The sequence below is a fragment of the Undibacterium sp. Xuan67W genome, from assembly GCF_049340165.1.
Taxonomy (GTDB): Bacteria; Pseudomonadota; Gammaproteobacteria; order Burkholderiales; family Burkholderiaceae_D; genus Undibacterium.
The window spans coordinates 54,799-81,269 of sequence record NZ_JBMPPN010000007.1 but is presented as its reverse complement, the minus strand read 5'-3'; the positions used below and the strand labels follow the sequence as shown (position 1 = coordinate 81,269).

At 46.7% G+C, this 26,471-nt stretch carries 24 protein-coding genes and 5 tRNA genes; all 29 read right to left on the bottom strand.

All coding sequences use genetic code 11. The features are described from left to right. Window positions 1-105 precede the first annotated feature (105 nt). A complete protein-coding gene (gene nadC / locus ACO0LE_RS08555) occupies window positions 106-969 on the bottom strand; it encodes a carboxylating nicotinate-nucleotide diphosphorylase (RefSeq protein WP_422959976.1) in 864 nt (287 codons plus the stop codon). An 8-nt stretch (window positions 970-977) separates the two neighbouring features. Beyond that, complete coding sequence (gene nadA, locus ACO0LE_RS08550; protein ID WP_422959975.1) at window positions 978-2,117, bottom strand: quinolinate synthase NadA; 1,140 nt, start codon at window positions 2,115-2,117, stop codon at window positions 978-980. Window positions 2,118-3,243: 1,126 nt separating this feature from the next. Next, window positions 3,244-6,189, bottom strand: coding sequence for a DUF927 domain-containing protein (locus ACO0LE_RS08545; protein ID WP_422959974.1), 2,946 nt, complete (start codon window positions 6,187-6,189; stop codon window positions 3,244-3,246). 78 nt (window positions 6,190-6,267) lie between these two features. Continuing rightward, complete coding sequence (locus ACO0LE_RS08540) at window positions 6,268-6,645, bottom strand: hypothetical protein (protein WP_422959972.1); 378 nt, start codon at window positions 6,643-6,645, stop codon at window positions 6,268-6,270. Further along, window positions 6,638-7,438 (bottom strand): hypothetical protein, encoded by an 801-nt coding sequence (locus ACO0LE_RS08535; RefSeq protein ID WP_422959971.1) that lies wholly within the window; start codon window positions 7,436-7,438, stop codon window positions 6,638-6,640. Before ACO0LE_RS08535 ends, ACO0LE_RS08540 begins: the two co-directional genes overlap by 8 nt. A gap of 279 nt (window positions 7,439-7,717) precedes the next feature. Further along, the gene (locus tag ACO0LE_RS08530; protein ID WP_422959970.1) at window positions 7,718-8,050 is read right to left on the bottom strand and encodes a hypothetical protein; all 333 of its coding nucleotides are present in this window, start codon (window positions 8,048-8,050) and stop codon (window positions 7,718-7,720) included. Then, window positions 8,047-8,436 carry a hypothetical protein gene (locus ACO0LE_RS08525; protein WP_422959969.1) on the bottom strand — a complete coding sequence of 130 codons (390 nt, stop codon included), beginning with the start codon at window positions 8,434-8,436 and terminating at the stop codon, window positions 8,047-8,049. Before ACO0LE_RS08525 ends, ACO0LE_RS08530 begins: the two co-directional genes overlap by 4 nt. Window positions 8,437-8,486: 50 nt before the next feature. Further along, window positions 8,487-8,693, bottom strand: coding sequence for a helix-turn-helix transcriptional regulator (locus ACO0LE_RS08520; RefSeq protein WP_422959968.1), 207 nt, complete (start codon window positions 8,691-8,693; stop codon window positions 8,487-8,489). 127 nt (window positions 8,694-8,820) lie between these two features. Further along, window positions 8,821-9,783, bottom strand: a complete 963-nt coding sequence (locus ACO0LE_RS08515; protein ID WP_422959967.1) for a hypothetical protein — start codon at window positions 9,781-9,783, stop codon at window positions 8,821-8,823. 3 nt (window positions 9,784-9,786) lie between these two features. Next, entirely contained in the window at window positions 9,787-10,056 is a 270-nt protein-coding gene (locus tag ACO0LE_RS08510) for a Txe/YoeB family addiction module toxin (protein ID WP_422959966.1), read from the bottom strand. Continuing rightward, on the bottom strand, window positions 10,053-10,310 hold the full coding sequence (locus tag ACO0LE_RS08505; RefSeq protein ID WP_422959965.1) for a type II toxin-antitoxin system Phd/YefM family antitoxin: 258 nt from the start codon (window positions 10,308-10,310) through the stop codon (window positions 10,053-10,055). Before ACO0LE_RS08505 ends, ACO0LE_RS08510 begins: the two co-directional genes overlap by 4 nt. A gap of 444 nt (window positions 10,311-10,754) precedes the next feature. Then, window positions 10,755-12,032 (bottom strand): tyrosine-type recombinase/integrase, encoded by a 1,278-nt coding sequence (locus ACO0LE_RS08500; protein ID WP_422959964.1) that lies wholly within the window; start codon window positions 12,030-12,032, stop codon window positions 10,755-10,757. A 217-nt stretch (window positions 12,033-12,249) separates the two neighbouring features. After that, window positions 12,250-12,342: transfer RNA gene (locus tag ACO0LE_RS08495), tRNA-Leu, on the bottom strand. 68 nt (window positions 12,343-12,410) lie between these two features. Beyond that, a tRNA-Cys gene (locus ACO0LE_RS08490) sits at window positions 12,411-12,484 on the bottom strand. A 126-nt stretch (window positions 12,485-12,610) separates the two neighbouring features. After that, a tRNA-Gly gene (locus ACO0LE_RS08485) sits at window positions 12,611-12,686 on the bottom strand. A 33-nt stretch (window positions 12,687-12,719) separates the two neighbouring features. Further along, window positions 12,720-12,795, bottom strand: a tRNA-Gly gene (locus tag ACO0LE_RS08480). 28 nt (window positions 12,796-12,823) lie between these two features. Continuing rightward, a tRNA-Gly gene (locus ACO0LE_RS08475) sits at window positions 12,824-12,899 on the bottom strand. 41 nt (window positions 12,900-12,940) lie between these two features. Further along, a complete protein-coding gene (gene pgsA / locus ACO0LE_RS08470; protein WP_422959963.1) occupies window positions 12,941-13,525 on the bottom strand; it encodes a CDP-diacylglycerol--glycerol-3-phosphate 3-phosphatidyltransferase in 585 nt (194 codons plus the stop codon). 49 nt (window positions 13,526-13,574) lie between these two features. Next, window positions 13,575-15,428: an excinuclease ABC subunit UvrC gene (uvrC, locus tag ACO0LE_RS08465; RefSeq protein WP_422959962.1), complete on the bottom strand. Its 1,854-nt coding sequence runs from the start codon at window positions 15,426-15,428 to the stop codon at window positions 13,575-13,577. A 22-nt stretch (window positions 15,429-15,450) separates the two neighbouring features. Beyond that, window positions 15,451-15,855: a holo-ACP synthase gene (acpS, locus tag ACO0LE_RS08460; RefSeq protein ID WP_422959961.1), complete on the bottom strand. Its 405-nt coding sequence runs from the start codon at window positions 15,853-15,855 to the stop codon at window positions 15,451-15,453. A gap of 10 nt (window positions 15,856-15,865) precedes the next feature. Next, window positions 15,866-16,624, bottom strand: a complete 759-nt coding sequence (gene pdxJ, locus ACO0LE_RS08455) for a pyridoxine 5'-phosphate synthase (protein WP_422959960.1) — start codon at window positions 16,622-16,624, stop codon at window positions 15,866-15,868. Continuing rightward, complete coding sequence (recO, locus tag ACO0LE_RS08450; protein WP_422959959.1) at window positions 16,621-17,445, bottom strand: DNA repair protein RecO; 825 nt, start codon at window positions 17,443-17,445, stop codon at window positions 16,621-16,623. The genes pdxJ and recO overlap by 4 nt, the downstream gene beginning before the upstream one ends. Before the next feature lie 46 nt (window positions 17,446-17,491). Then, window positions 17,492-18,394 (bottom strand): GTPase Era, encoded by a 903-nt coding sequence (gene era / locus ACO0LE_RS08445; protein ID WP_422959958.1) that lies wholly within the window; start codon window positions 18,392-18,394, stop codon window positions 17,492-17,494. After that, window positions 18,391-19,263: a ribonuclease III gene (rnc, locus tag ACO0LE_RS08440; protein ID WP_422959957.1), complete on the bottom strand. Its 873-nt coding sequence runs from the start codon at window positions 19,261-19,263 to the stop codon at window positions 18,391-18,393. The genes era and rnc overlap by 4 nt, the downstream gene beginning before the upstream one ends. Before the next feature lie 11 nt (window positions 19,264-19,274). Then, window positions 19,275-19,661, bottom strand: a complete 387-nt coding sequence (locus ACO0LE_RS08435; protein ID WP_422959956.1) for a DUF4845 domain-containing protein — start codon at window positions 19,659-19,661, stop codon at window positions 19,275-19,277. A gap of 29 nt (window positions 19,662-19,690) precedes the next feature. Then, a complete protein-coding gene (gene lepB / locus ACO0LE_RS08430) occupies window positions 19,691-20,602 on the bottom strand; it encodes a signal peptidase I (RefSeq protein ID WP_422959955.1) in 912 nt (303 codons plus the stop codon). Next, the gene (gene lepA / locus ACO0LE_RS08425) at window positions 20,599-22,392 is read right to left on the bottom strand and encodes a translation elongation factor 4 (RefSeq protein ID WP_422959954.1); all 1,794 of its coding nucleotides are present in this window, start codon (window positions 22,390-22,392) and stop codon (window positions 20,599-20,601) included. Before lepA ends, lepB begins: the two co-directional genes overlap by 4 nt. A gap of 217 nt (window positions 22,393-22,609) precedes the next feature. Further along, window positions 22,610-23,428 (bottom strand): tRNA pseudouridine(38-40) synthase TruA, encoded by an 819-nt coding sequence (truA, locus tag ACO0LE_RS08420; RefSeq protein WP_422959953.1) that lies wholly within the window; start codon window positions 23,426-23,428, stop codon window positions 22,610-22,612. 78 nt (window positions 23,429-23,506) lie between these two features. Further along, window positions 23,507-26,347, bottom strand: coding sequence for a FimV/HubP family polar landmark protein (locus tag ACO0LE_RS08415; protein WP_422959952.1), 2,841 nt, complete (start codon window positions 26,345-26,347; stop codon window positions 23,507-23,509). Window positions 26,348-26,471: the final 124 nt, after the last annotated feature.

The following is a 26,471-nucleotide window of genomic DNA, read 5'->3' as shown; positions in this document are numbered from 1 at the left end:
ATCCTGCCAAGAAAAATATACTGCTACCCAGTATTATTTAACACACAACCAAACAGTGCGGATCAAGCCTGTTTTTATATCTATAGGTGGGGAGTATTGTAAAAATCAGATAATACGCAATGAATAATCCGTAGCCTTGATATCTTTGGTCAGACTACCGATCGAAATCCTGTCCACACCTGTTTCGGCAATCGCACGCACTGAATTTTTATCAACGCCACCAGATGCTTCCAGCAAAGCACGACCGGCATTCAGATCCACAGCAGCCCGCATCATCTCGGTACTAAAGTTATCTAGAAGAATCGACGCAGCACCTGCTCGCAAGGCCGTTTGCAGCTGTTCCAGACTTTCGACCTCAATTTGTATGCTTACATCTGCCTGCAAGGCGTGCGCAGCCTGCATCGCTGCCTCAATACCACCTGCCGCTGCAATATGATTTTCCTTAATGAGAATACCATCGTATAAAGCCAGACGCTGATTTTTACCACCACCCACTCGCACCGCATATTTTTGTGCGAGACGCAGCCCTGGTAGGGTTTTTCGTGTATCAAGAATCGCCGCGGCAGTGCCCGCAATCAAGGTGACGTACTGACGCGTTACCGTTGCCACACCAGACAGCAATTGCAAGAAGTTCAGCGCGCTGCGCTCAGCAGTCAGCAAGGCACTTGCAGGAGCTGTTATTTTGCACACCTGGCTATTCGCCGTCATCAATGCACCCTCCTCCCACATCCAATCGACTTTAATACGACTATCCAGCGCTGCCATCACGGCATCAAACCAGGGCGCACCACACAGCACCGCCTCTTCGCGCACAATCACTTGCGCCAATACCATCTGGTCTTCCGGAACCAGCAACCCAGTCACATCACAGCCACCCACATCCTCGGCAATAGCATCTGCGATATTACGCTCAAACGCCGCTGACAAATCCGCATCAAACGGTGCGAATACATTTTTCAGATTACTCATGGAATGACTCATGCTGGACCTATCCCTGAAAACAATTTTTGCTCTTTAGCCAAATCCCCGCCCGGGCGCACATTCGCTTTTTTTGCCGCTGCAAAATCCAGCATACGATCGATGCACAACTTTGCCTTGACACTGATTACAGGATCGACTTGAATTTCATTATGCCCTCGCTCGAGTACCTGCAATAAATTACGCAAACCATTCATCGCCATCCATGGGCAATGGGCGCAACTCTTACAAGTGGCACTATTGCCCGCTGTCGGCGCGACGATAAATTTTTTACCTGGCGCTGCCATCTGCATTTTGTGTAAGATGCCGTTGTCCGTCGCCACAATGAATTCTGTTGCATTCATAGTTTTGGCCGCATGAATCATTTGAGACGTCGAGCCAACCACATCTGCCAGCGCCACCACTGCCGCCGGCGACTCCGGATGCACCAACACCTTAGCGTTAGGATGCTCTGCTTTTAACACATCAAGCTCAATCCCTTTAAACTCATCATGCACCAGACAGGAACCCTGCCACAGCAACATATCAGCGCCCGTCTTCTGCTGTATATAAGAGCCCAAGTGCTTATCTGGTGCCCACAGAATTTTTTTACCTTGCGCATGCAAATGCGCCACGATATCCAGACCGATACTTGATGTCACCATCCAGTCAGCACGTGCCTTAACAGCGGCACTGGTATTGGCATATACCACCACAGTACGATCGGGATGCGCATCACAAAATGCAGCAAACTCATCCGACGGACAACCGAGGTCCAGCGAGCAGGTCGCGTCGAGATCCGGCATCAAAATCGTTTTTTCAGGGCTGAGGATTTTTGCTGTCTCACCCATAAATTTAACACCAGCAACGATCAAAGTTTTTGCCACATGATCACGTCCAAAGCGTGCCATCTCCAGAGAATCAGAGACGCAACCGCCCGTCTCTTCTGCCAGATCCTGTAAGTCAGCATCAACATAATAATGCGCGACCAAGACAGCCTGTTTTTCGCGCAGCAATTGCTTGATGCGCACTTTCAGTTGCTCTTTTTCTGCCGCATTGGGCGCGTCCGGGACACGCGCCCATGCCGCAGCAGTACAGCTGGTTCCAGAATCCATCTGCGGACGTTCAAATTCAATGACTTTGGTTGCTTCCATATGCATTCTCAACAGGGTCAAAAACTTAGTGTAACAGCATAAAAAAACCCGCGCTCCTGTGACCAGAAGTGCGGGTTTGTATTTCTTATAGCGATTGGTGCCGAGGCCGGAATAGAAACAACAAAAAAACTCCTTAAAAATCAATGACATTGCATTTTAGAAATTCACAAGTACCGTCACTAGTACCGTCAAAACTGAATGCTGCCCCTGATTTATTGCCTTTTTGATCTCAAGCACCGCAAATTCTACGCAAATAAAAACCGCCGCCATCATATCGCAAATCAGGAACACCTAAAAGGAAGGAAGCATGCAATCGCTAGACATCTGGAGAAAAAGCGGGCTCTTCGCGCCCCCGCACTCGAAGACCAAAAAAGTACCTTCGGAAAGTTAAGCAGCAACGATTCTCAAACCCCCAGGGGGTAGTTTCTACACTCCATAAAATTCAGGATGAACAGTCGGTTTCCGGCGGGTATTGCTTAGACTTCCAGCCCCCCCCACCTCCAATACCTGCGCACACAAAAAAAGTAGCTAAGGCCGGTCTTGTTTTTTTGCGTCTCCAGGGATTGTACCCACCCTCCCTTACACGATAGTCAGGATAGATGTAAGGAATTTGTATTGCCAGCCGCTAGTGAAATGACGAGGTTAGAATTACCCTTACTTTGCACCCATCTGGAAGTACCTTAATAGGGGGGCTAGGCCATGAATAAAACGTAACGCCGGTGCAGTCTCACATTGCTTTTAGCCTGCAAACCCGCACAGATACTACGCTTGTAAAATCACGCCAGAAAATCACGGGGCAAACCCTGCAATCGAATTGGCTAGCCTTCTTTTTTCGGTGTAACGGTGTAACCGGCACTATCAATCAGCCGCAAAGCCTTACACAGCAATGCTTTCAGCGATACACCGGCAAGGTGTATCTAAATGATAAGAGGTGTATCTGGTGTATCGCAGACTATTTATTCTGTATAAATAATGTATTTCAGAATATTTTCACTATCAAATTAATATTAAAACAGTCACTGAATGCATATTTACCCCTATTCTTGGTATAAATACATTCAATGACTGTTTTTTGCCGCGCAAGTGGTAATCACCACCAGCCCCCAAAAGGCCGCGCCGCCGATCAACTAAGCTAGCTCAAATGCAACTCGTTAAGCTTCTCGCTCGATACTTTGTAGTATCGGCCTTGTGTTCCGGCGTACTTCGCAGTCTGGCTGTTCTTACCATCCTTGCCGACCTCAAATACCCCAGCACTCACCAACTTGGCCGAGACAGCTCTTGCATCATAGCCCTTGCATACTTCATCCCTAAACACTTTAGGATAGATAAAGTATTCAATGGTCGCTCCATCTGCCTCATCAGGGTGCAGCTTATCGCCATACTCTTTGCCGTGGTCTGTGTTGCTATCTATTGGCTTTCCGCCCTTGCTGACCATACGTCTAAAGCCTGCCTGATTAATGATCTTTGGTGCATGATCATCCATCTCCCTATGCTTCCAGCCAAACCGCGCATCACCGTTGGTGCGGATAAAGTCAGGCAGTAAGGACAACATCCGATCATGCTCCAGGTCACCGGCACCACCACGACTAGCAAGCCAATCATTAAAGCAAGTAGTAGCCGCCTCTTTTGCTTCACCCGCATCCCACCCTGTAATACCTATCGCGGTAGCAAACTCACCGGCAACGCCAACTAAAGCAAATCGCATTGCAACCCGTGACACCTGGCCGTGTGCATCCTTCGGGCAAATCGTTTTCATATAATCGCTGATCTCCTGCTCCAAGATAGAACGCAAACCCGTTGATTGCGATACCGCCCACTCAATGAAGGCCAAGCCTGCGACACCGTAATACTGCTGCGCCATCTTGACCAAGTGAGCAGATAAAGCCGCACCGCCTGCAAATTCATGGACAGTCTCATATACACCGAACCCCTTACCTGCATCTGCATTGATATGCGACATCCTCACATCGTGCCCGCCCTTGGTCGTCTTGCCAGCCTCGGCCATGTGCGTAGCTAAAGGTATTTCGCCATCACTGACAAATAACAGCCTCCATGTAGCAATTCGCTTGGCAGTGGCATTTTGTGTTGCCCGTCCTTTGCCCGCCTCATTGCCTAGCATGTAGACCACGTTACCTACGGTCTTCGGGTCAGCTTGCGCCAGTTCATCAAGTATCAGCAACGCATCAGAGTATTGCTGCGCCGTTGGCTCTAACGCATTGTCAGTTGCTCGCCAGCTCTTTTTATAATCTGCGCCACCAAAGACCGAACCGGCAACAATCACCGCCGTACTTTTTCCGGTAGAACTATCGCCCCAGATGTGGAACCCACCACTAGGCACGTTGCCATGATGGAGTAAGGTTGATGCAAATGCAGCAGACACAAAAAACAGCAAGCGGGAATTGCCACGACAATGCACACCGATATTGGCTTGCCACTCATCTAATGTACCGCGCTGCCTAAATGGCGACACCGTGCCACCTACGGTCTGAAATAGCACTTGCTCATCTCCGTCACCAATCGTTTTATCCGGCATCACATACACATCACCATGCCAGCCAGTGCGATCAACACAGCGTACACGGTCGCTTACATCGGCTGTTTGAATATATGTGGTCAGATGATTTTTTACCTTAAGTCCAGGTTCGATCATTAAACCCATTGAGAGTAAATCAGCCCGATATTGCGTACCGTCACCGGACAACATTTTTGCAGGCATAGACCAGCGTTTTGTATGTCCATCTGGGTCGCTAAATTCCAATAGATAACCCCATTCACCATTTGCCGCATCACGGGTCTTTGCGATTACATCTAAGGCAGAACAGATTTTTAGGGCGGGCAATGGTTCGCCCTCATGGAAGTTATGGAAAAATACGCCTTCAGGATTGTTAGTAAAAAACGGCTTTGATGTTCGTCCTTCACCGGCGGGTTTGCGATTGCTGGTTTGGCGTGGTTTCACAAGCGTTTTTTCTGTACTTTCCTTACCAACCATCAACGGTGCGACAATCGCCGCCTGTGCGTTGATCTGGTCGGATTGTGGCGCACTGCTTATGGCTTCGTTCGTTGTTGATGCCGCTACTGGAAATTGCGTTACGGCTGCGATCTGCTTTTTAACTTCCTCGATTCCAAATAAATGCATCAGGTCGTTAAAGTCGTTGCCACCATCTGGCAAACCCAGTGGCTTGCACCATCTTCCATTCACCATCTTGGCCGCATTAGTAGCTGCGATGACGCCGGTATTTTTTCCGGTCTTTTGCTCGGTCAGGCTATCATCGTCTGCACAAATCAGGATGCGTTTATCGGGGTAACGCTCACGCATGGCCGCTGCAACGTGATGAATATTACTCGCACTAAAGGCAATCGCTACGGCGTAGCCAGTAGCCCCTAACAGCGTTGCGCTGGTGGCGTAGCCCTCAGCAATCAAGAGCCAGTCAGACGCGCCAACATCACCCAGCACATGAAAACAGCCAGATACCCGCCCGCCGGTGTAAAACCGTTTGTCACTATTGGCAAAAATTCGCTGTAAATTCCACAGCTTGCCGCTGGCATCGTGTAAAGGGATGAGCAAGGTATCGCCACCTTTGCCAGTCACAAACCGTACACTGTAGGCAGTGACTTTTTTCTTTTGCAAGTAAGTAGAATCACCGCGTGTTTTGGCATCAGACCAAGCCTTGGCCGCCAAGCTAGCAGCCGCTGCTTGTTTGCGCTCTATCTCTGCCTTGTCATCGGCCAAGCGTTGCGCCCGCTCTTGCTGCTGCCTTACCACTTCCTCAGAGCTCATTGACTTGGCCGGTGCATGATCTTTGATGTTAAAGCCGTGTTGCTTGGCTTCATACAGCAATGTCCCTATGCCGATCTTGCCGCCCGCCTTAAATCCCTTCCACACGGATTTAACTGCATCCAGAGCATAGCTCTCTGACCGCTGACTCCACGTATCAAACAGGTCAAAGGCATCCTCCCCAAACTCTGCCTTAAGCGCCATACCGACTTTAAGCCATAAGTCACGATCATCCGGCGGGATAAAGGTGAGCGCGGCTTGTGTCGCGTCACGGCTGGGGCGCTCTTGAAATGCGTTACTCATGATTGACCTCTCAATATTTTGGGCAACAGAAACCCCTTACTGCTCAAGGCAGCTTTCATTTTCATGCTGAATATCCTGTTAGTGGTAGGCGGGTTCGTCGTCGTGACGGACGCTTTGCGGTGCTGGGTGCATGGTGCGTAACTCTTGCTGTATGCGCCCCAGATAGCCCGCTACAAACGCATCAATAACAGGCTGATCTCTGCCAGTCATAACCACATCCAAACTGGCAACAGTTTGGCGCACATTCTGCTGAAAACATGCCAGAGAAGCGGGCAAATGAGTATGCAAGGCGATATCTGGATGCTCTTCAAAAAAGACCATCGCAGCATAAGCACCACAGTCCACCGCGAACTGATATCGAGCATCAATTGCCAATGCGACAGGCGGCAAATGCATACCAGCCAGATTAGGCAAAATCGCTTGTTGTTTGACTGATATATCAGATGACTTACGCATAATCACCTCCATCAATTGAAGAGATAGAAGCCGTTTTTACAATAGATAAAGCAGGACGCGTCTCAGCACTACGTTTATCGCGCAACGCTTGCGCTATTCTTCGTAAATGCTCTTGGTGCGCAATGCACAAAGACCGAACATTCATCATAAATTTGATTTCATCTTCGCTCAAAGAATCAAGTAAAGATTTTGCATCGCTTTTAGTCGCAGTACGAATGGACGATGTTTTGGATGTTTTTGGTGCAATAACATTGGCATGATCATCTCCCATATTTGCATCACTAATTACCGTCTGTGCGTTTTCAATCGGCAATTTGATTTTTTGCGATTGAGCTAAGGCATAATTTGCATTCGTATTTTCTTGCGTTTCCAGCTCGATCTTAGCGCGTAGGTTGGCATTGAATGCATGCACCTCATCCACGTTCGCAAACACATCTGTGTCCCTTGCCGCCGCATAGATTAAACGCTCCAGATGCGAGAATAAGCCCACCCAATAACCCTTGGTGGCAGTCGTATCACTAAAGTCAATATCTGCCACGATATTCCCCAGCAAATTACTGCCCACCATGCAGGGATTATCTTTGAGGTATTGCGCAAAATGGGCTGCGTATTCTGTGCCGTTCGCACAGGCAAGACCGTAATCATCAGTTGGTATCACATGCCATTTATTGTGTAGTTTTTTATCGCTGCGCTTTAGCCGCAGCACAAACGGCAGTGCTTCAAATGATGCGGGCTTGATTTCTGGCCGGTAGCTTCTACGAGCGGCTTTAATAGTGGTGAATTTGCTAGACATGATGTGTTGCTCCTTGTACGGTTAAACCGTTCCCCACTCTCAAATAGGGTGGACGGCAAATAGTAGGGTTGAGAGACCGGCGTACAAGGCAACCGGCAAGCCTTGCGGCTTCCCTACCATTGCCGTCCATTGAAGGCGCAACAAGGGTATACACGAACAAAATAATAGCCGCAGGGCGGCTTGTTCGCCTTGTACATTTCGAGCTCTCATACTCGGACACTTCTTTTTCAGTGACAATCGAAGAGTAAACCTTGTTTAGTGGGATTGCAAGGGAGTTATTCACCGCTTCGCCCCTCCATGTACAATTGCATCAAGAGCGTTTTCGTGGGTAAGCCATTCTTCTACGCTATCGCAATACCCGCCAGATATCGGCATGGAGACAATGCCATCAGGCCGTAATATAGATATATTCTCGGTTTGAACTCCGCTTAACGTTACCGGATATGGACAGTAGGTTTGACTCTCTAAAGCCCATGCAATAATAGGATGAAAAAATAGCTCTGGTACGCTACTAGACTCTTTATATAACTCCAAATAAAAGTAGCCTATATCTGCCTTTATTTCCCCAAGAAATTCAGCATTCACGTTGTGCCCTATTAATTTTCGGCTCATAGATATGCCTCATTTAAATCAAGGGAGCCTTGCCGGTCGTCAATAGGCTTCATGCCTTTGTATATGTAGCGGGCAATACCTGCATGTACTAGGCCACCGGCATCAATTGCACGCTCCTTGATTGAATGGATAATGTGCCCGTCAGCCTCCAATTCCTGCACACGCGTTGCGATACGAAGGAAGCCGCAAGCAATACCCTCAAGAGTATTCATACCTCTAGCGCCCAGGTACTGCAATACCAGTAATAGCGTTTGACATTGCGTTAGTCCACTTGCATCACGCAAACTCAGTCCGACAGCACTAAGCTCATCTCTTAGTTCGCTTGTATGCTGTATGCCGCAAATAAACGCTTTTAACTTTTGATTCCCAATGTGATCAATTCGCATAGCGCTATGGCGCTTCCTAAGCTTTGTTGGCCTAGTCTTTTTACGCTTTCTCATTTCATCTCCATGTTTACGAATGAATTGATATAAGCGTCTATGTCAGATTCCAGCCAAGCGACAGAATTAACTCCAAGGCGTACAGCCTTTGGAAACGTGCCCTCTCTGATTAATCTGTAAATAGATGTTTTTGAATGTGGCACGCGATCTAGTACGCTGGGAAGACGCAAGAGGCGGGCGGGGGATGGTTTTTGATTCGTCATATTCGCACCTGTTATGTTTGCCGTTCCGTCCGACATTGGGCGGTTCTGGCGTTCCGTCCAGAATCGGACAGGAACAGGGCGAATTTTGGAGTGTTAGAGTTGGCGAGTAACCTACAGATAATTGATGCTAACTATGTGTACTTGACTTTTTTAAAATCATATGTGCTGGCAGGTCGAGATAGTCTTTTTCAACTAACTTTTTCGCTGCTTTTTTCCATGCAGTAACGTTTTTCTTTGCTAGAGCAATATCAATTTTAGGCTGTAATTTCTTGGCGATTTCCTCGTGTGTCAACCCGCATTCTAATGCATCCAATACACGTAAATAATCACGATACTTAGGCAATACAGGGCGAACCTTAACACTTACAAACAAGCCTTTTTTTTCTCTTTCTTTTTTTTCCTTTAGTACATTTTCAAACTGCCTTTTAAGTACGTCAACAGGCAAGCGCAAATCATATACTGGGTCGGTCAAATATTTTTTATAGCGGTGAGATGGATCATTCCAAGCATACCGATGCCAGATACCACAGGTTGTAAAATTCGAACGTCCGGTTAATTCAGAGTAGTTTGGGTTCGTTAGGCAAGTAAGTCCCCATTTTTCGCCAAGATAAGACTCTAATGATTCAACACTTGCATTTTGAATTTCCCCTGAAGCGCTTAATCTTTCCCGCCACTCATTCACTGTTGTTTCATCGTGTAATAAGCCTATTCCACTGAATACATTTAATTCACGCTGCTGGCTAGCGATTGCGTCTAAACGCCAATAATTCGCTTTCTCGGCCTCATTGGTGTAATCATCGCAAACAGAATTTGCAACTGTACGCCCACGTAAAATCGGCTTCAATTCTGGCAAACGCCGTATGACAGCATTTAACGCTTCAACATATTGCAGCCAAATAAAATGATAATTCTTATTGCGTCTTAAAAATTGCCATGCCCAAAACTGCAAATCGTCTATGTCTTTATGATCTGGGTACTCTGATTCATTGAGCCAATTTGGGGCGGTAAATTTCCATTGCTCCAATTCTTGAGCCAGGTAACGCGATGATTCCAGACGATCAATTTGATATTGTTCCATTTCCCTATCCATGACTCATTCTCCGTATTGATAACGACAGGCCAATATAGTCAAATCATAGTCATCAACTGCATAAACCAGTCTATGACGCTCATCGATTCGCCTAGACCAAAATCCCGACATATCGCCTAAAAGCACCTTAGGTTTGCCTATGCCTTCAAATGGTTCGCGACTAGTTGCTTCTATCAGCGTGTTAATTCGCTTGAGTGTTTTCCGATCTTGGCCTTGCCAGTACACGTATTCACCCCACGCCTTATCGATAAAACATAAACGGCGGCTCATCATTCAGCCGCTATCAAAGAACGTTTTTTCACTTTACCGCTTCGATATTGTTTAATTGATTCAGCCAGCCTTGCTGCATAGCTGGGCAATGAGAGTAAATAAAGTGTTTCTTCCATTTGCTGGTAACGATCAAGCGACATCAATACTGCGTCACCGCCATCACGACGATTAATTATCGTAATGTCGGCATCATCAATAACGCCATCGATGACGGTTTTAAGGGGGTTACGTGCTTCGGAATAGCTAACTACTCGCATGGGGAGTCTCTATATATGTACAAAATATTGTACATATATTGCTCTAAAATAGTGCAACTACTATTCGTTGCAAATTTGGCGGGAGGTGAGTCGCGCCAGAAACTCGCCCGCGCTTGGTTTTACTACGTGCCAGCAAGTGGTTAATGACGATTAAGAATACAAGAACTATGTTCGGTGCAGCCTCCCGCCGTTTTTGCCCCGCAAACCCGCATAAAATGGTGCTCATTTTTTAGTGGTTACACTATAGATACACCTTGGATACACCTATTTATATATAAAGTGTATCTACAAGAACTAAGCCCAGCCTTGCTTTTTGCCCTTTTTCTCTCTTGGTTACACCGTTACACCTGCTATTTGTGCTGTCTAGCCTTTTTTCTTGCATTAAGCCGTAAAAAAAGCCGCTGGGTTTGCGGCTTTTTTGGTCGTTGCTGGGGCAGATTCACATCAGGCAGTACGTAACGGGATGATGATTGCGCCCTTCTTTAGCTGGTCTATATGATCTGCCCATGCCTGCATCATCCTGCGCCGGTCATCTATGTATTTGGCTTTTTGATAAACACCTTTAACACCTTGCACCAAGTGGGATAGCTGGCGATCAATTGTATTTTCATCCCAGCCCAGCTCTGCCAACATGGTAGCTGCCGTATGTCTGAAGCCGTGCGGGTGGATAATGTCACTGCTGTAGCCCAATGCCTTCAATGCTTGATTGATCGTGGTTTCAGAGAGCGGCCGCTGCCCTGCCCGCACACCAAACACATAGTCACCCATGCCAGTAAGCGGCTGCAACGCCCGTAGCTGGTCAACGACTTGCGAAGCCAACGGCACTATGTGATCTATTTTTGTTTTTGAGCTGAAGTAGCGCCATTCGCTAGTTTCAAGATTGATGTCTTGCCACCGTGCCGCCCTAAACTCACCAGGTCGCACAAACACCAAGGGCAGCAAGCGCAAGGCCGCGACTGTGACAGGTGCGCCGCTGTAGCCTTCTACATCGCGCATGAGCTGGCCTAGTAGCTTTGGGTCAGTGATGTGCGAAAAATTCTTTTGTACGTGGGCTTCCAGAGCACCACGCAAATCAGCAGCTATATCTCGCTCCGCCCTGCCTGTGGCGATTGCATAGCGCCACAACTGCCCCATTTGCTCGCGCACACGATTTGCGGTTTCGGTGACGGGTTTGCCCTGTTTGTTTTTTCTGGCTTCGATACGGCGCAAGCATTCCAGTAAGGCAGGTGCCTTGATCTCAGCCATAGGCAATTTACCTAAGTAAGGTATCAGGTCATTGTTTAGGTAAGCCAAAGAGCGGCCACTGTGGCTAGCGGACAGCGGTTTTATCTTGGCATCGAACCACTCTAAAGCAACAGCCTCAAAAGAATCAACCACGGGCAATCCGTTGGCCTCTCGCTTGACGGCCTCTCTTTGCTCGATCTGCTCTACCCGCTCTGCTCTGCGTGTATCGCTGGGGTCAGTACCGGTCATCAATAACGCCATTGCCTCTGCACGCTTGGATCTGGCAACAACCAGTGACACATCAGGGTATTTACCAAACGCCAAGGTAAGGCGCTTTTCATTGAAGCGGTAATCCAAACGCCAATACTTAACGGTTTCTTTATGGACAGTCTTAACCAACAAATACAAGCCGCCACCGTCCGATAATTTATAGGGTTTGTCTTTGGCTTTAGCGTTCCTGAGGGCGGGGTCGGTGAGTGGGGTAACAAGCTTAGGCATTTTCGATATTTCCCCTATGAGAGTGCATCACATATCGGCGGTTTTGACGGTATCTGAGTTTGACGGTATCTGAATTTTTCTCAGATACCGTCATAGATACCGTCAAAAACGTGGGCTGTCAAGAAACTGCTTGGCACGTCATGAAACAAAAAACCCGCATTCTCATAGTGAGTAATGCGGGTTTAAATTCTTACCGGTACTGCCTGAAACGTACTTTTGGTGCCCGAGGCCGGAATTGAACCGGCACGCCCCGTTTAAGGAAAGCGGCGGATTTTAAGTCCGATGTGTCTACCAATTTCACCACTCGGGCACGCTACTTAAAGAACAGTGCTAATGCACCATCCATCAAAGCCTATCAAACGCCTAAGGCGCTGTAAATGGAGGCGGGAAGCGGAATCGAACCGCTCTAAACGGCTTTGCAGGCCGCTGCATAACCTCTTTGCTATCCCGCCAAAACTGTAATTTTAAAGTGAAGAGCCTGACTTGGATTATCAAGTCCCGAATACCACTTTACATCTAAAACTTATTTCAGCCAACTCGCTGAATAAAAAAGGGAAGCTCTGCTTCCCTTCAAATTCTGGAGCGGGAGAAGAGTCTCGAACTCTCGACCTCAACCTTGGCAAGGTTGCGCTCTACCAACTGAGCTACTCCCGCATTCGAAACAAACTATACATGCTTAAAAAAATCTGGAGCGGGAGAAGAGTCTCGAACTCTCGACCTCAACCTTGGCAAGGTTGCGCTCTACCAACTGAGCTACTCCCGCAGAATCTTTTCTTACATTCTGTCATTAATGGAGCGGGAGAAGAGTCTCGAACTCTCGACCTCAACCTTGGCAAGGTTGCGCTCTACCAACTGAGCTACTCCCGCATCAACGACAGGCGCACATTATATATCAGCCAATTACTCTGTCAAGACATTTTGTCCGTTGTCTCTTTGATTAAAGGCCATGCGCGCCGCAAATAATAAAACATGGACCACACAGTCAACACAGCTGCAATCAGGAGCAGCCATGCGCCCCAGTATGCTGTATCAATCACATTAAAAAGTACATCGTAATACAGCAACATAGGGATAGCGACCATTTGTGCGGTCGTTTTAATCTTACCTAAGGAGCTTACAGCTACCGATTTTGACGCCCCGATTTGCGCCATCCATTCACGCAATGCGGAGATCGTGATCTCACGTCCGATGATTACAAAAGCAATGACTGCGTTGACACGGTCCAGCTGAACCAGCACCAACAAAGCGCCTGCCACCATCAATTTATCAGCAACCGGATCGAGGAAAGCACCAAACGCAGAGGTCTGGTTCCAGCGACGTGCGAGAAACCCATCAAACCAGTCAGTAACTGCCGCGACGATAAACACCAGAGTAGAGGCCAGCCCCCTGTCAAAAGAACTCAGCCAGGTATCAGGCAAATAAAAAACGCCGACTACTAGCGGAATAAGCGCGACGCGTAACCAGGTGAGCAAGATAGGAATATTGAAAGGCATGGATGATTTGCGTAAGGTATTTACCTATTAATTTTTGTATTATATTTGTCTAACGCAATCGCTTGTAAATTTCTTCAGCTAATTGACGGGAAATGCCGTCGACTGAAGCCAAATCATCCACACTCGCATCGGAGACTCCCTTTAACCCACCAAACCTTACCAATAATCGTTGCCGACGCTTTGGTCCGACGCCTTCAATTTCTTCTAGCTGCGATGTTTGCCTTGCCTTAGCGCGCTTGGCGCGCATGCCGGTAATAGCGAAGCGATGCGCCTCATCGCGGATTTGCGCGATGAGCATCAGCGCAGCAGATTCCTTACCTAATTCTTTCTCTGCTCTGCCATCTACAAAAATCAGCGTCTCCAAACCTACTTTACGCCCCTCACCTTTCGCAACTCCGACAATCAAGCTGATATCTAGTGCCAACTCGACAAACACTTGCCGTGCCATTTCGACTTGCCCTTTACCGCCATCAATCAGAACGACATCCGGCATCACGCCATCGCCATTCGCGACTTTCTCATAACGCCGCATTAAGACCTGACGCATGGCGGCATAATCATCGCCGGGCGTAATGTCATTGATGTTATAGCGACGATATTCCCCGTTGTGCATTGCATGGTGATGAAATACCACGCAGGAGGCTTGGGTCGCCTCGCCCTGAGTGTGACTGATATCAAAGCATTCTACACGCAGCGCCTCAAGGTCCTCCACCTCTAGCTCCAGCACACTAACTAACGCACGAGTTCTGGATTGCTGAGACCCTTGCTCAGACAACATTCTCGCAAGTGCCAATTGCGCACCCTTGACTGCCATTTCCAACCAGGCACGGCGCTGCTCCTGAGGCTGAAACGACAGGTGAATCCTATGCCCGCATTGCGCTGTCAGCGCCAGAATAAGATCTGGTGCATCCAGCTCAACATTTAAAATCAAAGTCGAAGGAATAAACTGATCGACATAATGCTGCGCCAAAAAAGCCGATAAGACTTCGACTTCAATCGAGTCTTCCATCGCCAGTTGCGCATCATCGACGTGAGCAGGAAAATAAGCACGATCACCAAGATGGCGACCGCCGCGTACCATGGCCAGATTCACGCAAGCACGTCCGCCTTCGACAATCACTGCAATGATGTCTATATCGGCATCGCCTGTCGTTTCCATGCTTTGCTGATGCAGAACCTTTGACAATGCAGACATTTGATTTCGTACAACCGCAGCTTGTTCAAATTTCAGATCTTGCGCATACGCCAGCATTTTCTGCTCTAGCGTTTGCATTACTTCAGATTGTCGCCCACGCAAAAATTTGGAAGCATTGTCAACATCTGCCATATAGTCTTCATGCGAAATAATATCGACACAAGGTGCGCTACAACGATGAATCTGATGCAACAAACAAGGGCGAGTACGATTCGAAAAAACGCTATCTTCGCAGCTTCGCAGCAAGAACACTTTCTGCAAAATTTGCATTGACTCCTTGACCGCCCAACCGGAAGGAAATGGCCCGAAGTATTGATGTTTTTTATCGACAGCACCACGGTAGTATGTCATGCGCGGCGATGTTTGATTTGTTATCTTCAGATAGGGATAAGACTTATCATCTCGAAATAGAATGTTATAACGTGGGCGTAAAGCCTTGATCAAATTATTTTCAAGGATTAAGGCTTCTGCCTCACTGCGCGTTACTGTCGTTTCTAATCTGGCGATTTTTTCGACCATCATAGCAATGCGGGGACTGCTTAAAGTCTTTTGAAAATAACTGGAAACACGTTTTTTGAGGTCACGTGCCTTGCCGACGTATAGCACCTGGTCTTGCATGTCAAAGTACCGATACACGCCGGGCAGATTCGGAAGCTTAGCGACGGTATCAAGCACCGTACTGCGCGCATCTACCGTTGGAGCTGACATTACTGGAGATTGTGGAGACTGATCAGCCATGTGAAATATTTTTTTCAACAATCACAAATGCCACAGCATAGTCTGCCTCATCGGTGATAGAGACTCGCACTGTTAAGTCTTGCTCGCGCATCCAATCGGCTAATGCACCATGAGTTACCAGAATCGGCTGCCCACTAGGTGCGTTTATTATTTGCGCAGATCGCCAAGTCATCGGCATGCGCATACCTAAGCCAATTGCTTTGGAAAAGGCCTCTTTCGCCGCAAAACGAGTCGCCAAAAAACGTAAACCTCGGACCTCCACTTTGGCCTTGCGGCTATAGTATTTCTTTAATTCTTCTGGGCCCAAAATCTTCTCTGCAAAACGATCACCATGACGCTGCAACGCAGCTTCGATACGTGAAATTTGCAGAATATCGGTACCAATACCGTAGATCATTTGTATCCGATTAAAGGTGATGTAATCTGGCTCGCGTCATGATCGCTTTCATATCACTGACTGCTTTTTTCCAGCCTACAAAAACTGCCTGGGCAACGATAGCATGTCCAATATTGAGTTCAGTGATATCAGGAATCGATGCAATAGCCTGAACATTTGAGTAATGCAAACCATGGCCGGCATTGACCTTGAGTCCGCGCCTGACTCCCTCAAAGGCACCTAGTTTGACACGCTGCAATTCAGCCAGTCGCTGCACGTCATTATGCGCATCAGCATAACGACCGGTATGAATCTCAATCACAGTAGCACCGACTTCTGACGCAGCTTGAATTTGCTGAACGTCGGAATCAATAAATAGACTGACGCGTATATTTTTTTCTTGCAACTGACGCACTGCAGCTTGTACCTGGACAAAATATTTCACCACATCCAAGCCGCCTTCCGTGGTGACTTCCTCTCTACGTTCCGGCACCAAACAGACGTCTTGAGGCTGGATCTTGCAAGCAAAATCAATCATTTCATTGGTGACCGCAGCCTCAAGATTCATGCGGGTGATCAGGCGAGGACGAATGCGCTCAACATCTGCATCTTTGATATGACGTCGATCTTCACGCATGTGCAGGGTAATGCAATCCGCCCCTGCTTCCTCCGCCATCAAGGCTGCATCTAAAGGATCTGGATAACTCGTGCCACGGGCATTTCGCAAGGTAGCAACATGATCGATATTAATACCTAGGTCAATTGTTTGAGTTTGTTGATGTATGTTCATAGATTCTGCAGATCAATCAGCATTTGGCGCGTATTCAGAGACGCGCCGTGCAAATGATGCGCCAGTAAAAAGCGCATCAACATTTTACTTTGAGATTGCGTTGTAGGATCCTGATAATCGCCTGTATGCATATCCAACAGAGTTTTACCTTTCACCCTGGGGCTGGTATCCGCAGCTCTGGCAGGCCGGGCTCCACGCTCAGGATCCACCACATAATTTTCTTGAGGAAAAACCGTCATTTGGGTCAGAGTGCAGCGGGTAAGATCCCCGACCAGACCGGACTGCTGTAATAAGGTATGTTCAAATTTTCTCAAGACAGTCAGCGCAGGCTCATTATGCGCAAGCTGATTGAGTGTTGATACATATTGGTCAAATAACTCAGGATGAGGCTCATCCCGAACTAAAAACTTGACGAGCAATTCATTCAGATAAAATCCGCACAGCAACGCGGATTTCTCTAACGGCAGCATGCCACCTACCCACTCTGCTGCGCTCAGCGTCTTAATATCTGACTTCCCGCTCCAAGCCATCGTTAAAGGCTGAAAAGTTTGTAAGATATTGCGTAATTGAGAATGTGGTCGCTTTGCCCCCTTTGCCACTAAAGCCAAGCGACCGTAATCACGCGTGAATACATCGATGATCAGACTAGTTTCTTTATAGGGATAGGAATGAAGCACAAAACCGGGTTGACCAAAAATACGAATATCTTTAGTAACAACTCTTACTGGACGCGCAGTCGAGCTTGTTTTTTTTGCAGGCACCTTCGATGTCTTTGAGACTACTACATTCAAAGGTACATCTGTAATGCTATTGAGTGGCATTACATCATCTATATTCAGGTCTATCACCTGGGTATTCATAGATAAATTATTCGTAACCGTAAGCACGCAAACCAGCTTCGTTATCCGCCCATCCAGATTTTACTTTCACCCAGATTTCAAGATAAATAGGGCCGCCAAATAGCTTCTCCATATCTTGCCTTGATTGCGTAGAAATCTCTTTCAATCTCGCACCCTTATTACCGATGACCATTGATTTATGTGTATTTCTATCGACTAGGATCGCCACGAAAACGCGTCGCAAATTACCTTCCTGTTCAAATTTTTCAATCAGCACCGTGCTGGTATAGGGCAGCTCATCTCCGACAAAACGAAATAATTTTTCCCGAACAATTTCAGTTGCCAAAAATTTTTCACTACGATCCGTGATGTCGTCTTCAGCAAAAATCGGCGGATTGAATGGCAAATATTTTTTAATTTCGCCTTCTAAATTCTCTAACTGAAAACGCAAAGTCGCAGAGACTGGCACTACCGCAGCGAAAGGATATAAAGCCATGATTTTTTGTGCAAAAGGCATCATGACGGCCTTATCCTTAACACGATCAGACTTATTAATCACCAGAATACAGGGCACGTTCTTTGGCAACAAATCGATGACTTGCTGATCCGCAGCCCCAAAAGTGCCCGCTTCAATAATAAAGAGAATTACATCAGAGGCGGTCAAGGTATTAGTGACCGTACGGTTCAAGGTGCGATTTAAAGGATTCGAATGCCTGGTCTGAAATCCTGGCGTATCGACATATACATATTGAGTATTATCTTTGGTCTGAATACCTGTAATTCGATGACGTGTAGTCTGTGCCTTGCGAGAAGTGATGCTGACTTTGGCGCCAATCAAGGTGTTCATCAAAGTCGATTTACCAACGTTCGGACGACCGACAATGGCGATATAGCCGCAGCGGAATTCGGTGTTATTCAATGGATCTATCATGCAGTCTTTGGACGTTGGGTAGGTACGCTAAGTTCAGCGGAGGGCACAACTTGATCGTTTGCTGTATCCAGCAACGATTTTTGTGAGGCACTATTCAATTTTTTTTCGTCACTCCCCTCAGTTTGGACGGTAGCAATACCGGCAAGTTTTAATTGAGAGGTGCGAGGTTTAGCCTTGCGTGATGCAGGTGATTTTGCTAATAGGCTCAGCGCTGTTTCCAACGCGAGTTTCGCCGCGGCCTGCTCACCTGCCCGACGACTGCCACCGGCACCAAAAACCTGGATTTCCAATTTTGGCACCAAGCATTCAATTTCAAACTCTTGATTGTGGGCAGCACCATGAGTAGCGACAACGTTATATTGAGGTAAAGCGATTTTTTTACTCTGTAAAAATTCTTGCAGTAAGGTTTTTGCATCTTTACCCAGAGTAGTAGGATCAACTGTGCTTAGCACTGGTGCATATAATGACCTAATCACCTCGCGGGTAGCATCAAATCCCGCATCAAGAAAAATCGCCCCAAACAAGGCTTCAAGCGTATCTGCCAATATGGAGGGGCGACGAAACCCTCCTGACTTCAACTCCCCTTCACCCAAACGTAAAAACTGAGATAACTCTATTCTTTGAGCAATTTCATATAAAGATTGTTGCTTTACTAGGTTGGCACGCACACGCGAGAGGTCTCCCTCATCGATATTTGCAAAACTATCAAATAACAACGAAGCGATAACGCAATTTAAAATTGAATCGCCTAAAAATTCCAGGCGTTCGTTATGCAAACCACTGTGACTGCGGTGCGTCAAAGCCTGTTGCAGTAGCGCCGCATTTGAAAATTGATGCCCCAGCCTTTTTTGCAATAATTGGTCGTTCATATCAGCTCTGATTATTCCAGCCTTTTAGCGGGGATGCCGTTCTTAGCTGTGGTTCCCTCGTACTCTAACAACAAGCTTGCGGGGCCAAACAGGGGAATTTTTTTGGTATAAGCAAAGCTGACATCCATGCCATCAGTACCTTTAACAATAGATAAATCTTTACCACTTACGGCATCAAAATATCCGGCCGCAGATTGCTTATCAAATGAAATTTGAATATCGCGCACTGTGCTACCAGCTTGCTTGGCGGCGACTATTGCTTTTTTTATTGACAAATACTCAACGACCGTTGGCACTACTTTCATGCCCAGCATAGCGATCACAACTAAAACACCTAGAGTAAGTATCAACCCAATAAGGGAAATACCCCTTTGTTGAGTCAATTTTCTATTATTCATAGCCTGCATAATATGTACGCTCCAATCAATTAATTAAAACTACCAATTCTTTTCAGATGACTAAAATTCATCCAGATTGCGAAAGCCTTACCGACAATATTCTGGTCGGGTACAAATCCCCAATAACGACTGTCCAAACTATTATCCCGATTGTCACCCATCATAAAGTATTGCCCAACAGGTACAGTGCAGCTAAATCCCTCGTTGTCATAATTGCATAACTCTCGTAAAGGAAATTGGTGGGGATCGCGCACGAACGCTGGTGATTGCTCGTCATTCAAAATACTATGTTGTACGCCAGTTAAATCTTCTTTTAATTGCTTTGAATAACTCAGTCGCTCCTCGTCGAGAAAATCAGGCAACATCTCGTAAGAAATATCTTTACCATTTACAGATAATCGTTTGTTTTTATACACTATTTTATCACCCGGAACACCTACCACACGTTTAATATAGTCCACTGCCGGATTTTCTGGGTACTTAAACACCATGACATCACCACGCTGCGGGTTATTAATTTCTATGACTTTTTTATTAAGAATCGGCAACCGAATACCATAAGTAAACTTATTGACCAGAATCAAATCTCCAACAAAAAGTGTCGGCAACATTGAGCTAGATGGAATCTTAAACGGCTCATACAAAAATGAACGTAAAAAGAACACCAAGGCAATCACCGGAAAAAAGCTACCGGAATATTCAACCCAAGTTGGCTGCTTAAGAAGTCTTGACTCCAATTCGTTACGACCGCCTTCTTCGACACGAATTCCTTCGGAAGTTAACTTAGCTTTACGTCCATCAAACTCAGCAAGCGCCTGATCTGCTGTAAGCCGTCGCTGCTTACTCCATACGAACATGTCCAAAAACCAGATAATTCCCGTCGCAATGGTAAGTACGAAGAGAATCAGTGCAAAATTACCCAAAATCGATTGAAAACTCATTTCTCATCCACTTGTAAAATTGCCAAAAATGCTTCTTGTGGAATTTCCACAGAACCAACTTGTTTCATACGCTTTTTACCTGCCTTTTGCTTTTCGAGCAGTTTACGCTTGCGGCTTATATCTCCACCATAGCATTTTGCCAATACGTTTTTACGCAAAGCTTTGACGTTCTCTCGAGAAATAATGTTTGCACCAATTGCTGCCTGAATTGCTACGTCAAACATTTGACGAGGAATCAACTCACGCATTTTCGCTGCAACTGCGCGACCGCGATATTGGCTATTGGCGCGATGAACGATAATCGCAAGCGCATCGACTTTTTCACTATTAATCAGCATGTCCACTTTGACCACATCTGCTGCACGGTACTCTTTAAATTCGTAATCCATCGACGCATAACCGCGTGAAGTCGACTTCAAACGATCAAAAAAATCCAGTACGATTTCTGCCATCGGCATTTCATAGGTCAGTTTCACCTGCCTGCCGTGATAATTCATGTCGAGCTGCACACCACGTTTCGAAGTACAAAGAGTAATGACGGCTCCTACATATTCTTGCGGCATATAAAGATTCACCGTCACGATCGGTTCACGAATCTCCTCTGTACGCGATGGCTCAGGCATTTTGGATGGATTATCCACCATCAGAATACTGCCATCACCCATGACAACTTCGTAAATTACGGTAGGCGCTGTCGTAATCAAGTCCATGTCGAACTCTCGTTCAAGGCGCTCCTGCACAATCTCCATATGTAAAAGGCCAAGGAATCCACAACGGAATCCAAAGCCCAAGGCCTGTGACACCTCGGGCTCATACATTAAAGCAGCATCGTTCAGCTTTAACTTTTCCAGAGAATCGCGCAAGGCATCATACTGATTTGCCTCAACCGGAAATAATCCAGCAAAAACTTGTGGCTGAACCTCTTTAAATCCCGGCAATGGCTCTTTAGCTGCCGTACCGACGATAGTAATCGTATCACCAACCTTGGCTGCTTTGAGCTCTTTAATGCCAGCAATAATGAAGCCAACCTGCCCCGCAGTCAGTTCGGTACGAGATAATGATTTTGGAGTGAATACGCCGACACTTTCAACCAGATGCTGCGCTTCGGTTGCCATAAACAAGATTTTGTCTTTCGGACGCAAAGTTCCGTTGACAATGCGGACCAGCATCACCACACCGACATAGTTATCAAACCAGGAGTCAACAATCAAAGCCTGCAGCGGCGCGTCTGGGTCGCCTTTTGGTGGCGGTACTTTTTTGATCAATGACTCGAGTACATCCTGTACGCCTAATCCGGTTTTAGCAGAGCAATGCACAGCATCACTAGCCTCAATCCCAATCACTTCCTCAATTTCATTGATGGCATTATCCGGATCAGCAGAAGGCAAATCAATTTTGTTCAGGACAGGAACGACCTCCACCCCCAGCTCAATTGCTGTGTAGCAGTTTGCAACGGTTTGCGCCTCTACACCTTGCGATGCGTCCACCACTAATAACGCACCTTCACAGGCAGATAGCGAACGACTTACCTCATAGCTAAAATCAACGTGACCAGGCGTATCGATCAGATTCAAGTTATATATTTGACCATCGAGAGACTTGTAGTGCAGTGCGGCAGTTTGTGCCTTGATTGTAATGCCACGCTCACGCTCGATATCCATCGAGTCCAGCACCTGAGCTTCCATTTCGCGATCGGACAATCCGCCGCACAATTGGATAATTCGGTCAGCAAGTGTAGATTTACCGTGGTCAATATGGGCAATGATTGAAAAATTGCGAATGTTCTTCATTAGGGGGACGGGAGGCCTATTACGAAAAAGGCGCTCTTAGCCGGGCAAAAAATCCCTAGGCGAGCGCCTTAATATTGGGTTATGCAAAATGACATTTTACCGGATTTCGCCACAGAAAGCCCAAAAATGATGTTGCAGCGGGCAAACGATAATGGCAATGGATTAAATCAATGGCAATAAAACAAAATAAAATAATACGCAAAATCCAATTAAACACCTATACAAAAGGAGAAAAATGAAAATCTGCTTCTATTTTACGCTGCGGCAAACACCATTTAGGGTCGTAATCTATACGAGCAAGATAAAGTCCGTCAGGCATAAAGGTTGGGGCTGACTGACTGCGATCACGACTCGATATCAATTCCTCAATCCACGCTGGTTCACGCTTACCGGTGCCGACAAAAATCAAGGCACCAACAATATTACGGACCATATGATGCAGAAAAGCATTCGCTCGCAGACTAAAAATAAACAGAGATCCCTCCTGTTTTATTTGAACGTCATACATGTGTTTAACCGGAGATTTCGCCTGACATGCTGCAGCACGAAAAACGGTAAAGTCATGCTCGCCGACTAAAAAAGGTATCGCTGCTTGCATGCGTTCAAGATCCAAAGGCCGAAAAACCCAGCCTGCTCGTTGCGATAACAGCGCTGACCTCACTGGATTATTATACAAAACATAATGATATGTTCTTGCATAAGCACTGAATCGTGCATGAAAATTATCGTGAGCATCAGGATCGGTAAAAGGAACTTCCGTCGCCCATTGAACTGATACCGAGTCGGGCAAAAAAGCATTCACACCGTTGACCCAAGAATACATTGACCGGTCAAGCTCAGTATCGAAATGCGCAATCTGCTCGACCGCATGAACACCGGCATCCGTACGACCTGCACAAGCGGTGATGATTGGCGTCTGAGCAAAAGAAGAAAGTGCTTTCTCTAATTGATCTTGAACCGTTTTACCCGACGGCTGCGTTTGCCAACCCTGCCAGCAGCTACCGTCATATTGCACACCTAATACCAAGCGCTTCAATTCAAATCCATTTACTAGTCGTTAAAATAAAAACGGGCGCAGGCAAAATGCCGCGCCCGTCGTTGCGTCACTTTAGACTCAGGACAATTGAGACAGCATCTCCTGTGCTTTGACTATCTGATCTGGCGTTCCACCCTTGACAACCTCATCCAGCAATTCACGCGCACCATCCTTGTCGCCGATTTCGTGATAAGCAACAGCAAGATCAAGCTTGGTTGCCATTTCAGCATTATAAGCCTGCGACTCTTGGCGATCCAGATTGACTACCTCGGATTTACTAGCCTCCTGCTCAAGGTCCAGATCAATGCCGGACAAATCAAATTCAAAAGCAGCAGGTGCATCAGGAACAATCGCTTGCGACACTAAATGCTCAGCAACCTCAGATACGGGCATATGCAGTTCTGGCTGTGCCGAAGATTCAAAAGCAATGCCACTTAGATCATCTGAAACGCTCTCAGGTGGATTCAAATCTAAAGACAAATGATCGATATTGAATTGATTATCAGAATGCTCGACATGAACTGCAACAGGAGTATCGACAACTGCAGGCTCAGCAACGTGCGCATCTCCACCCATGTCAAAATCAATTGACGCAAAATCAACGATTTCTTCAGCAACTGGCTCTACATGTTTCGCGGCATGAGAACTTGCGGACGTGTCAGGTATTTTCGGCACTTCCAACTCAGCCAACGCCGGAGCAGTATCGGCTCCTGGTATTTCCAAATCAAAATCCAATGCACCCAAACCCGCATTTGTATCAACAGCGGTAAAACTCATGTCTTCCTGATGCAATTCAGGCGCTTTTTCATCACCTAAACCATGAGCAGTATCAATGATACTGATAGATTCCAACATATCATGAGTCAAAGAATTTGCTAGCAATGCATCAGGATCCAGATCCTCCAATGGCTGAGTTCCTGCCCCCATCACGCCAGTCGCATCCGCGGGCGCCTTACCACCAGCATACAACGGATTCGTTGGATCCAATGAAATACCCATAGAAGCAGCTTGAGCCCAATCATCGCCCTCACCGCTGGTCATACCATACAATTCACCTGCCAGACGCTCGAATGATTTAGCATCTTTACGAGTGAAATAAATTTCCAGCAACTTCACTCTGACTGCATGTCTGTCCGGTTGAGTACGTAAAGCCTCCTTCAGAATTTCTTCTGCTTGAGAATCACGTCCGTAGGCAATATACACATCCGCCTCAGCAACCGGATCAACCTCATTCGCATCCAACTGACTTGCCGATGGTGCGAAATTTGAGTTAAAGACACTATTGTTGGTGTCTACACTCTGACCACCAGTAGAGCCAAACATTGAGTTGGCTTTCATACTGGAACCAGTCAGGATGCTATCCTCAAACTGTTGTAATTTTTTCTTACGCTGGCTTGCGAAAATACCGTAACCACCAAGTAAAGCCAATAACACTCCAGCGCCAGGTAACAGGAACCCACTATCCATCAAGCTGTCAAAAAATCCTGGCTCAGGAGGTGGTGGAGGCGGCAATATTTTTTTCTTGACCGGTGTTTTTACAGGTGGCGCAGATGCGGCACCATCTGCACTGGCCACGCTAGCAATTACAGGCGCCGGACTGGACGCGATAGCAGGTGCTACAGCCTGAGCTGGAGTAGAAGCTGATGCTGGCACCGATGCCGCTGGCAACGGGGAAGACGCAGAAGCAGCTTTCGTTGATGCTGATGCTGATGCCAATTTTGCAGCAGCTTGTTTGTCACTTAGATCCTTGTTTTTAACTTCAAGAATTTTTTGTAAACTTTCAACGTTCTTCTCTAACTCTTTTACTCTGGCATTTGCATCTGCTATTGCTTTGTCTTTTGCAATTTTATCTTCATCGATTGCCTTGCCTGTCGCCGATTTCGCTGAAGCACTAGGAGCCGCCTTTGATAATTTCAGCTTATCCAGTGACTCATTCGTTGCTGTAGGAACTTCTTTGACTTTGGCGGTAATAACACCGCTGGCAGTTTGCTTAGTGGCGGCTACCTTCTCCGCTGGTGCAGTCGCGACTTGTCCTGCAAGTTTGTTTCTGTACGAGCTAAAATCGTTGGCATGTGCCATGACGACTGAATGCGCCTCTGAAGTATTGATTGAAGAACGACTAGTCTCACCATCAGGCACAGTTAAAATCTGCCCACTCTTCAAGCGATTCATGTTGTTGCCAGCAAATGCTTGCGGATTAGCTTTATATAAGCTGACCAGCATCTGGTCCAGAGAAACGCCTTCTGCCTTATAGCTACCGGCGATTTTGCTTAAGGTATCACCAGGCTTTACCTGATAGTCACCGGCTGGCTTGGATTGTGCTGCCGTTTCGTTTTTTGGTGTTGATGTCTTACGTTCTGAGGGTGCAGCCTGTTGAGCCGGTTGCAGAGCCGAATTCGTGGCAGGACGTGTCAGCACAGCATTGGGTGCCGTTGACTGTGTCGAACCAGCAACAGTCACAGGATTCGCCACCTGTGCTGACTGACTATTCCTTAACTCAGCGGGGTCGAGCAAGAACGTATATTCACGCAACAATTTACCATTACTTGAATTCAGTTCCAGCAACATATCGACAAAAGGCTCGTTCATCGCCTGATTTGAACTGATACGTATCACATACCCAGCCCCACGTTGCTCCACACTAAAGCGCAAAGACAATAAGGCAGGATTAAAATCAATACTTGCCTGACGGAAAGACTCTGACGATGCCAGTTTTGGCACGAGTGAACCAATCTCATCCTTATTGGGAGATGTCAGCTCAATCTCTGCACGCAGAGGCTGCCCCAAAGAGGACAGAACAGTTAATTTCCCCAGGCCTGTTGCATAGGCACTGGACAACATGAACAAAGATGAGGCTACCGCTGCACCCAGCATTTTGCCTCCCAGAGAAATGACTGGTGAGCGTTTATAGTTATGCATTTTATAGGACATATTTGGGTAATTTGGTCAATCCAGTTGGCGATAGCAATCACATCAAATAAGAGATGGATGCATCATATTGTCGCAAGATAACATTACAAACTTAGCCGTGCAAGCTTAACTC

What these genes read in the sequence shown, in the direction of transcription:
- nadC (WP_422959976.1), bottom strand. Translation starts at nt 969, where the DNA reads ATGAGTAATCTGAAAAATGTATTCGCACCGTTTGATGCGGATTTGTCA.
- nadA (WP_422959975.1), bottom strand. Translation starts at nt 2,117, where the DNA reads ATGCATATGGAAGCAACCAAAGTCATTGAATTTGAACGTCCGCAGATG.
- ACO0LE_RS08545 (WP_422959974.1), bottom strand. Translation starts at nt 6,189, where the DNA reads ATGAGTAACGCATTTCAAGAGCGCCCCAGCCGTGACGCGACACAAGCC.
- ACO0LE_RS08540 (WP_422959972.1), bottom strand. Translation starts at nt 6,645, where the DNA reads ATGCGTAAGTCATCTGATATATCAGTCAAACAACAAGCGATTTTGCCT.
- ACO0LE_RS08535 (WP_422959971.1), bottom strand. Translation starts at nt 7,438, where the DNA reads ATGTCTAGCAAATTCACCACTATTAAAGCCGCTCGTAGAAGCTACCGG.
- ACO0LE_RS08530 (WP_422959970.1), bottom strand. Translation starts at nt 8,050, where the DNA reads ATGAGCCGAAAATTAATAGGGCACAACGTGAATGCTGAATTTCTTGGG.
- ACO0LE_RS08525 (WP_422959969.1), bottom strand. Translation starts at nt 8,436, where the DNA reads ATGCGAATTGATCACATTGGGAATCAAAAGTTAAAAGCGTTTATTTGC.
- ACO0LE_RS08520 (WP_422959968.1), bottom strand. Translation starts at nt 8,693, where the DNA reads ATGACGAATCAAAAACCATCCCCCGCCCGCCTCTTGCGTCTTCCCAGC.
- ACO0LE_RS08515 (WP_422959967.1), bottom strand. Translation starts at nt 9,783, where the DNA reads ATGGATAGGGAAATGGAACAATATCAAATTGATCGTCTGGAATCATCG.
- ACO0LE_RS08510 (WP_422959966.1), bottom strand. Translation starts at nt 10,056, where the DNA reads ATGATGAGCCGCCGTTTATGTTTTATCGATAAGGCGTGGGGTGAATAC.
- ACO0LE_RS08505 (WP_422959965.1), bottom strand. Translation starts at nt 10,310, where the DNA reads ATGCGAGTAGTTAGCTATTCCGAAGCACGTAACCCCCTTAAAACCGTC.
- ACO0LE_RS08500 (WP_422959964.1), bottom strand. Translation starts at nt 12,032, where the DNA reads ATGCCTAAGCTTGTTACCCCACTCACCGACCCCGCCCTCAGGAACGCT.
- pgsA (WP_422959963.1), bottom strand. Translation starts at nt 13,525, where the DNA reads ATGCCTTTCAATATTCCTATCTTGCTCACCTGGTTACGCGTCGCGCTT.
- uvrC (WP_422959962.1), bottom strand. Translation starts at nt 15,428, where the DNA reads ATGTCAGCTCCAACGGTAGATGCGCGCAGTACGGTGCTTGATACCGTC.
- acpS (WP_422959961.1), bottom strand. Translation starts at nt 15,855, where the DNA reads ATGATCTACGGTATTGGTACCGATATTCTGCAAATTTCACGTATCGAA.
- pdxJ (WP_422959960.1), bottom strand. Translation starts at nt 16,624, where the DNA reads ATGAACATACATCAACAAACTCAAACAATTGACCTAGGTATTAATATC.
- recO (WP_422959959.1), bottom strand. Translation starts at nt 17,445, where the DNA reads ATGCCACTCAATAGCATTACAGATGTACCTTTGAATGTAGTAGTCTCA.
- era (WP_422959958.1), bottom strand. Translation starts at nt 18,394, where the DNA reads ATGATAGATCCATTGAATAACACCGAATTCCGCTGCGGCTATATCGCC.
- rnc (WP_422959957.1), bottom strand. Translation starts at nt 19,263, where the DNA reads ATGAACGACCAATTATTGCAAAAAAGGCTGGGGCATCAATTTTCAAAT.
- ACO0LE_RS08435 (WP_422959956.1), bottom strand. Translation starts at nt 19,661, where the DNA reads ATGAATAATAGAAAATTGACTCAACAAAGGGGTATTTCCCTTATTGGG.
- lepB (WP_422959955.1), bottom strand. Translation starts at nt 20,602, where the DNA reads ATGAGTTTTCAATCGATTTTGGGTAATTTTGCACTGATTCTCTTCGTA.
- lepA (WP_422959954.1), bottom strand. Translation starts at nt 22,392, where the DNA reads ATGAAGAACATTCGCAATTTTTCAATCATTGCCCATATTGACCACGGT.
- ACO0LE_RS08415 (WP_422959952.1), bottom strand. Translation starts at nt 26,347, where the DNA reads ATGCATAACTATAAACGCTCACCAGTCATTTCTCTGGGAGGCAAAATG.